Origin of the sequence: Acinetobacter sp. IRS14 (genome assembly GCF_034650275.1) — a bacterium.
GTDB classification, from domain to species: Bacteria; Pseudomonadota; Gammaproteobacteria; order Pseudomonadales; family Moraxellaceae; genus Acinetobacter; species Acinetobacter oleivorans.
Genome location: NZ_JAOVFN010000042.1, coordinates 1 through 9,544 on the forward strand (window position 1 = coordinate 1; position 9,544 = coordinate 9,544).

A 9,544-nucleotide genomic window follows, 5' to 3' on the forward strand; every position below is an offset into this window, starting at 1 on the left:
AAACCAATAGCACTTAAAATTCCAAGCCCAATAATGATCAAAGCAAGGCTCGGTTGATCTATAAATTTGCTATAAGGGAGTAAACCCGTATGGGTTAAATAAATCGCAATCGGCAAAATAATGACTAAGTCCCACCAAAAGCCGCCTAAATTGTCTGTTTTAATTTTTTTACGTAATAAAAAGTAGGCAGAATAGCCAACCGCAACCAATGCAGTTTCCCAAGCAATACTTCCTAAACGCCAGATTTCATGGCCCACGCCAATGACAGCAAGAATAATTGCGACCCATTGAAATTTTGATATTTTTTCGCCATATAGCACACTTCCAGCCAATACTAAAACAAGTGGCAATAGAAAATATCCCAAAGATACTTGTAGGCCTCGTCCATGCATAGGCCCCCATAAAAACAGCCAAAGTTGGACTGAAGTTAAAACGGAGGTTGTGATTAACAATAATAATAAAGATGGCTTAGCCAAAATACGCTGGTAGATATTTTTGATATACGCTAAATCGCCACTCCACCACATAAACAAAGTTAGAAATGGGATTGTTGCAATAATCCGCCATCCGAAAGTTTGTTCACTATCAAGCTGGCCTAACAATTGAGTATAAAAATAAAGTACACCAAAAGTGACAGATGCCATGACAGACAAGCTCACGCCCTTAAACATCACCACCCTCTTAGACTTTAGTAAAAACAGCTCACCACAATACTTGATTTATCCACTATAAAAAAGAAAAAACCATGTGAAAACATGGTTTTTTCTTAATCAGACATTTACATTTATTCTTTATGTTCTGTACGGATAATATCGCGAATATCAAAACCCAATGTTTTTGCATAATTTAGATATTCATCCACCACTTCTTGTTCAGGATGAGGAGTTCTTGATAATACCCAAAGATATTTACGAGAAGGTTCTCCCACTAAAACAGTTTGATAGTCTTCATCTATTTTTAAAATCCAGTAATCTCCACGAATAACTGGAATCCATCGCACAGCTTCCGGTAAGAAACTCACCTTCAATTTGCTGTTATATGGCGGGTTAACCACGAAGGCTTCACCAATAGATTGCTGTAATTGTTTTCTATTGTCATAGCAGCGATTATCTACAACCACATTTCCATTTTCATTTAAGGTGTAAGTTGCAGATACGTTATAAGCACATTTTTTTTGGAAAAATGCAGGCTTACGGGCGACTTCATACCAAACACCTAAATATCGGTCCAGTTCAACTTTATAAACAGTTTGTAAGGGTTTCGGCTGAGCATAGACATAGGTTCCAACAGCTAAACCAGCCAAAACGACACCGCCTAACGCAATTTTAGCCAAACGCCAACTGGCTTGCGGAACATTATTTCGAAATGCCATTGTTGCCCTCAACGATTAGTTGTGAATACAAAAGAACTCAAATATCTACAGTAGCTTGTTTTTTAAACACATTATGTAGCGTTATGTATTCATTTATTGCAACATCTGCGCTTTTAATCGAAGAATTTCATCACGTATCCGCGCTGCTTGCTCGAACTGTAAATCTTTCGAGGCCTTTAACATGTCTTTTTCAAGCTTAGTAATATGTTTACTAAACAATTTAGGGTCTGAAAGAATATGTCTTTCATCGGCACTCAATGCTTGTGCTTGTTCAAGTACTTTTTCATCAATTTCGTCATCTGAAAGTACCTCACCCGAGTCAATTTCTTTGACAGCCTGACGAACCGCACTACGTGGCGTAATACCATGTAACTCATTAAATTCAATTTGCTTGGCTCTACGACGATCAGTTTCATCTATTGCCTTTTGCATAGAATCAGTAATCCGGTCAGCATATAAAATTGCTTTACCTTTTACATTACGTGCAGCACGACCAATTGTCTGAATGAGTGAACGTTCCGAACGTAAAAAGCCCTCTTTGTCTGCATCTAAAATAGCGACCAAAGAAACTTCTGGCATATCCAGACCTTCACGTAGCAGGTTAATACCGACTAAAACATCAAATACGCCTGTACGTAATTCATGAATAATTTTGACACGTTCAACCGTATCAATATCTGAGTGGAGATAAGCCACCTTAACGCCATATTCTTTTAAATATGAAGTCAGATCTTCTGCCATACGTTTCGTTAAAGTTGTAATTAATACCCTTTCATTTAAATTCTTACGAATATTAATTTCAGAAAGAACATCATCCACTTGGGTTAAGACAGGACGAATCTCAATTTCAGGATCGATGAGACCTGTTGGACGTACCACCTGCTCAACGATTTGGTCTGACTTTTCTAATTCATATTTAGCAGGTGTTGCACTTACAAAAATGGTGGTCGGTACAATACGTTCCCACTCTTCAAACTTCATTGGACGGTTATCAAGCGCACTTGGTAAACGGAAGCCATAGTTTACTAAGTTTTCTTTACGCGACCGATCACCTTTATACATCGCTCCAATTTGTGGAACCGTAACGTGTGACTCATCAATAATCAGCAAAGCATCTTCTGGAATATAGTCGAATAAAGTCGGCGGAGCTTCACCAGATGGTCGTCCAGACAAATGACGTGAGTAGTTTTCGATACCATTGGTATAACCCAGCTGTTGCATCATTTCCAGATCGTAACGTGTCCGTTGCTCAATACGCTGTGCTTCGAGCAATTTGTCATGTTCACGGAAGAATTTAAGTTGATCTTGTAATTCATCCTTAATTGTATCAATGGCACGTGTTAAATGATCTTTTGGCGTGACATAGTGACTTTTTGGATAGATCGTTACCCGAGAAACTTTACGAACCATTTTACCGGTTAGCGGGTCAAACCAACGGATTGAGTCAACCTCATCATCAAATAGTTCAATGCGAATGGCATGTTGATCAGATTCTGCTGGGAAAATATCAATAATTTCGCCGCGAATTCGATATGTACCACGTAAGAATTCAAGTTCATTACGCGTATATTGCATTTCAACCAAACGGCGGATGATTTCATCACGGCTTACACGGTCACCCTCAACCACATGCAGCAACATTTGCATATAAGCATTTGGATCACCCAAACCATAAATTGCAGACACCGACGCGACAATAATTGCATCACGACGTTCTAATAAAGCTCGTGTTGCAGATAATCGCATCTGGTCAATGTGATCATTAATGGCTGCATCTTTTTCGATAAACGTATCCGAAGATGGAACGTAAGCCTCTGGCTGGTAGTAATCGTAATAACTTACAAAATATTCAACCGCATTATTAGGGAAGAAAGACTTAAACTCACCATAAAGTTGGGCAGCCAAAGTTTTGTTATGGGCCATCACAATTGTAGGGCGCTGTGTTTGAGCGATCACATTTGCCATGGTATAGGTCTTACCTGAGCCAGTTACCCCTAGCAATAACTGATTACGAAAACCATGCTCGATACCATTGACCAGCTTTTCAATTGCCTGTGGCTGATCACCTGCTGGCTGATAATGAGTGACCAAATCAAAAGGTTGATTTTCGTTCAAAGTTATCTCTCTTTATGAAAAAATTGAATTTAACGTCTCCCCTTTTAATGGGGATTTTTATCTTAATTTAAAGTGCAAATTGAGTTGGAAATTCAATGTAAAAGATTAAGCATCTTAACACTTGACCAATACTATAATCAGTTGCAACATGAAGCTATCCATTAAATAAAAAGCATAACTATGACCTATCAATATCATGATGAAAGTATTGTAACCGAACTTCCAGAAGATACAGTTTTTGTATTTGGTAGTAACCTTGCTGGACAGCATGGTAGCGGCGCAGCACGCGTTGCCAGTCAACACTTCGGAGCAGTTGAAGGTGTGGGGCGCGGCTGGGCTGGTCAAAGCTTTGCAATTCCAACTTTAAATGAACATATTCAACAAATGCCTCTTTCACAAATCGAGCACTACGTTGAAGATTTTAAGATATATGCAAAAAATCATCCTAAAATGAAATATTTTGTCACTGCTTTAGGTTGTGGTATTGCAGGTTATAAAGTCTCTGAAATTGCACCACTCTTTAAAGATATCGATCACAACGTTATCTTTCCAGAATCTTTTAAACCTTATGTTGAAGATAATGCAGTTTCACAATTTCCAACATTAACTCAAAAGATGGTAAAAAGTTTCATTAATGATGAAGTAATTTTTTACTTCAATCATGGAAGTGAATCTTTTGAAGAAGCCTTAGATAAAACAGATTTATCAGCTGCTGAAAAAGCAATTGCTCTTATTGTTTTAAATGAAGAGCTATACCCTCGGGATCGTTATGGCCGAGGCCGCGATCATGAGCTTAGTGATATTTTAGGTAAGCTCAATGGTAAAATTTTTGACCTGCATGGAAACTCTGAGGGTGCCATGATTTTTGTGAGCGCAGTCGTTGCACTCATGGAACTTTATGATTTTGACGAGCAAGACTTTATCAAACTATGGCGTGGTGAAAAGAATATTGACCACCCTATTAATCGTTAATTTCTCTAATAAATTTATGAGTTAAGCAGATAATATCTGCTTTCTCATTATTTTATTTTTACTTACATTTAATTTTCTTATTTTTAATTATTCTAATAAATTTAAGTGCTTTATATTCCCAAATCTTAATTTTTCTCATTATACTTTAAGGCGAACTGAATACTTAAAGAAACATATGGAAACTTTAGATTCTTCAATTTTTGACCTTAGCCCAATTCCAATGTGGATTGAGGATTTCAGTGAAGTTAAACAACAATTTGATCTATGGAGAAATCAAGGTATTGAAAACCTCCATGAATTTTTAAGCCAAAATAAAAATTTAATTATTGAATGTGCCCATAAAATTAAAATTGTTCGTGTGAATCAAAAAACATTAGAACTTTTTGAAGCAAAAACTCACGAAGAACTATATTCGAGTTTAAATCTTATTTTTAAAAAAGAGATGTTTGAATCACATATTAATGAATTACAAGAACTATGGAATGGTAAGACCCATTTTTCAAGCACTACTGTAAATTACACTTTATCGGGCAAACGTATTGATGTTCAGTTAAGAGGATCAATTTTACCCGGTTCTGAATCAACCTTTGAACGTGTATTAATTACCACCGAAGACGTAACGCCTTATCAAAATGCGCTTCGTGAAGAAGAAAAAAATCGTCGCTTGGCTGAATCCATGTTTATCTACTCACCCACGTCACTTTGGGTCGAAGATTTCAGCCGTATAAAAAATAGAATTGATCAACTTAGGCTATTGGGAATTGAAGATTTTAGAACTTTTCTAGATGTTCATCCTGAATTTGTCCGTCAGTGTGTAGAAGATATTCTGATTCTAGATGTTAATCAGGCAACTCTCGATTTATTTAAGGCCCCTGATAAATCCACACTTTTCAGAAATACACATAAGGTTTTTGCTGAAGAGATGATTGAAACCTTTCGGGAACAACTCATCGAATTATGGCAGGGTAATATTCATCATAAACGTGAAGCCATTAACTACGCTTTAGATGGCCAAATAAGAAATGTGTTGCTTCAATTTACCGTTTTTCCCGGATACGAAGAGACTTGGGGACTGGTACAAGTTGCACTTACCGATATTACGGCACGAAAAAAAGCGGAAAACTACCTTGAATATTTAGGACAACACGATGTTCTTACCAAACTATATAACCGTGCCTTTTTTACAGAAGAACTGAATCGTTTAAATCGAAGCATTATTCGCCCTGTTTCTTCAATTTTCTTAGATATGAATGGTTTAAAAGAAACCAATGATCAGTTTGGTCATGATATTGGGGATGGTTTATTGCGTCGCGTTGGAAATATTTTAAGTCAGGCCATTTTAAATACGCCCTATACGGCTTCTAGAATAGGTGGCGATGAATTCGTGATTTTAATGCCGGGGGCAGATGAGGCGAATGTTCTTATTATGCTTCAAACCATTCAGGAACTTTTTAATATCGACAATCAATATTATTCAAGTCACCCAATTAGCATCGCAATTGGACATGCAACTACTCAAACAAATGAACAAATTGAGGACATGTTAAAGCGAGCGGACCATCACATGTATCAAAAGAAAAAAAGTTATTATCAGGAGATTTTACTCAATCAATAAAAAAACAGGCATATTGCCTGTTTTTCAAAATTAGCGTTTTCCCATAGAACGACGCGTACCACGTGGAGGCATCCACGTTCTATCTGCGTATTGCTCTGGTTTAGGACGTACTTGGTTGTGTACCGCATCATCGGCTTGATTGCTTTCATTCGGCATTGGGAATGGCAATTTCACCAAAGCCTTTTTCTGTTTTGGCTGTTGCTCAGTCATGATTCATTCTCGAAATTTCGATTGCGACTTATTATAAATGATTTTTATCATTTCTTTCCAAAAAAGCTTCAATTGAATAAAACAGCGACAAAATCTTTCTTAAATCAAACTTTTTTACATCTAAAAATACCCACATCCGCAAATTACTTAATTTTTGCGATAAGATAGTATGCTTTTTATTTTTTAATCCCATAAGAGGAATATTGCCGTGGACGTACGTCTTTCTGATCGTGTCAATGCTATCAAACCGTCCCCTACACTTGCTGTAACCAACAAAGCTGCTGAACTTAAAGCTGCTGGCAAGAACGTGATTGGTTTAGGGGCTGGCGAACCAGACTTTGATACCCCGCAACACATCAAAGATGCTGCAATTGAAGCGATTAATAATGGTTTCACCAAATATACGGCTGTAGATGGTACTCCTGGATTAAAAAAAGCAATTATTGCTAAATTTAAGCGTGATAATAATCTTGATTATCAAGCGAATCAGATTTTGGTTTCATGTGGTGGTAAGCAAAGCTTCTTTAACTTGGCACTTGCTCTATTAAACAAAGGCGATGAAGTTATCATTCCAGCACCTTTCTGGGTAAGCTATCCAGATATGGTCATTATTGCTGAAGGTACTCCAGTCATTGTGAAATGTGGCGAAGACCAACGCTTCAAAATCACTCCTGAACAATTAGAAGCTGCTATTACACCTAACACTCGCTTAGTTGTATTAAACAGCCCTTCTAACCCAACTGGTATGATTTATAGCAAAGCTGAATTAGAAGCTTTAGCTGAAGTTCTACGTCGCCACCCACAAGTATTTGTTGCATCTGACGATATGTATGAACCAATTCGTTGGGAAGATGAGTTCTACAACATCGCAACAGTTGCTCCAGATTTATATGACCGCACGATTGTTTTAAATGGTGTTTCTAAAGCATATGCAATGACTGGTTGGCGTATTGGCTATGCAGCCGGCCCAGCAAAAATCATTGGTGCAATGAAAAAGATCCAATCACAGTCAACTTCTAACCCAACTTCTATTTCGCAAGTTGCTGCTGAAGCTGCATTGAATGGCCCACAAGACGTTTTACAACCAATGATTGAAGCGTTTAAACGCCGTCATGACTTAGTTGTAAACGGCTTAAATGACATCAAAGGTATCTCTTGCTTACCTGCTGATGGCGCTTTCTATGCCTATGCAAACATTCGTCCTCTTATTCGTGCAAAAGGCTTAAAATCTTGCACAGAGTTCTCTGAATGGTTATTAGAAGAAACTGGCGTAGCAGTAGTACCTGGTGATGCATTTGGTTTAGGCGGTTTTATGCGTATTTCATATGCAACAGCTGATGAAGTACTTGTTGATGCGTTAGCACGTATCAAAAAAGCTGCTGACTCAATTGAAGGTGTAGATGCTGCTATCGCTTCAATCGAAGCTGAAAAAGCTGCGAAATAATCTGTAAAAATTAAAAGGGCCTCAAAATTGAGGCCCTTTTTTATAATTAAAATTATTATAGGTTAAATAACGCAGTGACCTGAGCCTCAGTCAATTTCTTTGTATCATTTTGAAAATTATAAAAATCGGGTTTTGAATCAATAAAAATTTCCATATCCAAATTCAAGTCTTCTACTGGCTCATTTAAAGAAAATGCATTGATGTTGCAGTAGCTTTGATCTTTCGTTCTCCAAAAAATTGTTGTTCCACAAGCATTACAAAAACCTCGTTCTCCCCAGTCAGAAGAGTTAAATACACTAAGATGCTTTTGCTGAATAAACTTTAAACTACCTTTGACCACATCAATTGTCATAATGACACCACTGGTTTGCCTACGACACATCGAGCAATGGCAAGCATGTACATCATGATTTTTTAATTCAACTTCAAAAGTTGTTTCACCACATAAACACTGACCATTCATTATTATTTTCCATAAGAAGTTTATATTTTTAGAGTTATAAAATATTCTGCTCAACCAAAATTTACAAGTTCATAAACTATAAAGTGGCCTATATTTCTTGTACTTGACAATATATATTTTAACGCCTAATTTAACATCAAGTTCTATTTTAGAACTTAAAGAATTAAAGGACTCAAAAAATGAAAAATCCGATGGAAATGACTGGTCTTGAATTTTTACAAGCCATGATAGAAGGCCATATTCCTCCTGCAAGCATTAGCAAAACCATACCTATGCAACCTACTGAAATCTCGGAAGGATCTGTTACTTTTAAAGCCCAAGCTGATCATAACCATCTAAATCCACTCGGTGGAGTGCATGGTGGTTTTGCTGCCACCGTCCTAGATTCGGTAACTGGCTGTGCAGTACACACGATGTTACCTGCGGGTGTAGGCTATGGCACAATCGACCTTAACGTGAAAATGTGCCGCCCGATTCCAAAGAACCATCCTTTAATTGCGACAGGCAAAGTCATTAATTTAAGTAAAAATTTAGGTATTTCCGAAGGAAAGATTATTGATGAGGAAGGTAAACTGTATGCCTATGCAACAGCAACCTGCATGATTATTCGTCCCTAATGATTAAAGGCAGCCTTAAACCGCTGCCTTTTTTATTGAGTAATCTTGATTATTTGGACGTTCACAAGTTTGCGCAATCACATAAGGTGCCCAAATATTTTTAAGTTGAAGTTCTATAATTTCTTGATGCTCAGTAGACCAAGCTAATACTTTATTTTTACCCAACAATAACTCCCCTTCCAATTGAAAAATATATAGAGATTTAGAGGAGTTTAATAATTTCGAGCTTTTTAAAATTTTAAGTGAATTATGCACATTCCATTTAGAACTAAACCAAAGCTGCAGTAAATCGCCTAAATATAAATTCTGTTTTTTGAAAGGATAAGCATCAATCCATGCATCTTCTACAGGTGTGTAATAAGATTCTGATTGAGTTAAGACATTAAGATAATTTTGTTGATAAAAATCAAAATTAGAAAAAATAGAAGCAATCGTAAGTGTTTTCATACTTATCTCCGATTTAGCCATTTTAGTGCTGGCAAGTTGGTTTAAATCCACACTGTTTGGATTTCTCCAAACGCTTGTTCTTTCTTGAATCTAGCAATTGACTTTTTAAAGTGCAAGTAATTTCTTAACACAGCACTCAACTGATCAAATAAAAAGCATACAACACAAAAATGAAGTAAACATGACAATTTAGACTTGACCCTTCTCAAAATCTCCTTATAATCGCATGCAGATTCTCCCATAGCTCAGTCGGTAGAGCGACGGACTGTTAATCCGCAGGTCCCTGGTT

The 9,544-nt window shown here is 37.0% G+C and carries 11 protein-coding genes; 4 read left to right on the plus strand and 7 right to left on the minus strand.

Annotation, left to right across the window (positions count from 1 at the left end; all coding sequences use genetic code 11):
- The 3 genes from rarD to uvrB form a co-directional block, all read right to left on the minus strand.
- The coding region (gene rarD, locus ODQ17_RS18770; protein WP_322905561.1) for an EamA family transporter RarD at positions 1-674 on the minus strand (674 nt) is incomplete at its 3' end.
- Between the two features lie 110 nt (positions 675-784).
- Positions 785-1,372: a lipocalin family protein gene (locus tag ODQ17_RS18775; protein ID WP_005307444.1), complete on the minus strand. Its 588-nt coding sequence runs from the start codon at positions 1,370-1,372 to the stop codon at positions 785-787.
- Between the two features lie 93 nt (positions 1,373-1,465).
- Positions 1,466-3,487: an excinuclease ABC subunit UvrB gene (gene uvrB, locus ODQ17_RS18780; protein WP_174740113.1), complete on the minus strand. Its 2,022-nt coding sequence runs from the start codon at positions 3,485-3,487 to the stop codon at positions 1,466-1,468.
- Positions 3,488-3,667: 180 nt separating this feature from the next.
- On the opposite strand from uvrB, the gene ODQ17_RS18785 reads away from it, so the two are divergent.
- A complete protein-coding gene (locus tag ODQ17_RS18785) occupies positions 3,668-4,459 on the plus strand; it encodes an A1S_2505 family phage non-structural protein (RefSeq protein WP_004790757.1) in 792 nt (263 codons plus the stop codon).
- Positions 4,460-4,634: 175 nt separating this feature from the next.
- The gene (locus ODQ17_RS18790) at positions 4,635-6,074 is read left to right on the plus strand and encodes a sensor domain-containing diguanylate cyclase (RefSeq protein WP_199986631.1); all 1,440 of its coding nucleotides are present in this window, start codon (positions 4,635-4,637) and stop codon (positions 6,072-6,074) included.
- A gap of 30 nt (positions 6,075-6,104) precedes the next feature.
- Here the strand turns inward: ODQ17_RS18790 and ODQ17_RS18795 are convergent, their stop codons facing one another.
- The gene (locus ODQ17_RS18795; RefSeq protein ID WP_002118942.1) at positions 6,105-6,284 is read right to left on the minus strand and encodes a hypothetical protein; all 180 of its coding nucleotides are present in this window, start codon (positions 6,282-6,284) and stop codon (positions 6,105-6,107) included.
- A 208-nt stretch (positions 6,285-6,492) separates the two neighbouring features.
- Between ODQ17_RS18795 and ODQ17_RS18800 the strand changes: the two genes are divergently transcribed.
- Entirely contained in the window at positions 6,493-7,728 is a 1,236-nt protein-coding gene (locus ODQ17_RS18800; RefSeq protein WP_002118408.1) for a pyridoxal phosphate-dependent aminotransferase, read from the plus strand.
- A gap of 55 nt (positions 7,729-7,783) precedes the next feature.
- Here the strand turns inward: ODQ17_RS18800 and ODQ17_RS18805 are convergent, their stop codons facing one another.
- Complete coding sequence (locus tag ODQ17_RS18805) at positions 7,784-8,191, minus strand: GFA family protein (RefSeq protein WP_322905565.1); 408 nt, start codon at positions 8,189-8,191, stop codon at positions 7,784-7,786.
- Between the two features lie 179 nt (positions 8,192-8,370).
- Between ODQ17_RS18805 and ODQ17_RS18810 the strand changes: the two genes are divergently transcribed.
- Positions 8,371-8,808 (plus strand): PaaI family thioesterase, encoded by a 438-nt coding sequence (locus ODQ17_RS18810; RefSeq protein ID WP_016146110.1) that lies wholly within the window; start codon positions 8,371-8,373, stop codon positions 8,806-8,808.
- A gap of 15 nt (positions 8,809-8,823) precedes the next feature.
- On the opposite strand, the gene ODQ17_RS18815 is transcribed toward ODQ17_RS18810, so the two are convergent.
- Positions 8,824-9,255, minus strand: a complete 432-nt coding sequence (locus tag ODQ17_RS18815) for a hypothetical protein (protein WP_004790752.1) — start codon at positions 9,253-9,255, stop codon at positions 8,824-8,826.
- A gap of 41 nt (positions 9,256-9,296) precedes the next feature.
- Positions 9,297-9,443, minus strand: coding sequence for a hypothetical protein (locus ODQ17_RS18820; RefSeq protein ID WP_322905567.1), 147 nt, complete (start codon positions 9,441-9,443; stop codon positions 9,297-9,299).
- Positions 9,444-9,544 lie beyond the last annotated feature (101 nt).

Coding starts and splice junctions, on each gene's coding strand:
- ODQ17_RS18815 (WP_004790752.1), bottom strand. CDS start 9,255: ATGAAAACACTTACGATTGCTTCTATTTTTTCTAATTTTGATTTTTAT.
- ODQ17_RS18810 (WP_016146110.1), top strand. CDS start 8,371: ATGAAAAATCCGATGGAAATGACTGGTCTTGAATTTTTACAAGCCATG.
- ODQ17_RS18775 (WP_005307444.1), bottom strand. CDS start 1,372: ATGGCATTTCGAAATAATGTTCCGCAAGCCAGTTGGCGTTTGGCTAAA.
- ODQ17_RS18805 (WP_322905565.1), bottom strand. CDS start 8,191: ATGAATGGTCAGTGTTTATGTGGTGAAACAACTTTTGAAGTTGAATTA.
- ODQ17_RS18785 (WP_004790757.1), top strand. CDS start 3,668: ATGACCTATCAATATCATGATGAAAGTATTGTAACCGAACTTCCAGAA.
- ODQ17_RS18790 (WP_199986631.1), top strand. CDS start 4,635: ATGGAAACTTTAGATTCTTCAATTTTTGACCTTAGCCCAATTCCAATG.
- ODQ17_RS18795 (WP_002118942.1), bottom strand. CDS start 6,284: ATGACTGAGCAACAGCCAAAACAGAAAAAGGCTTTGGTGAAATTGCCA.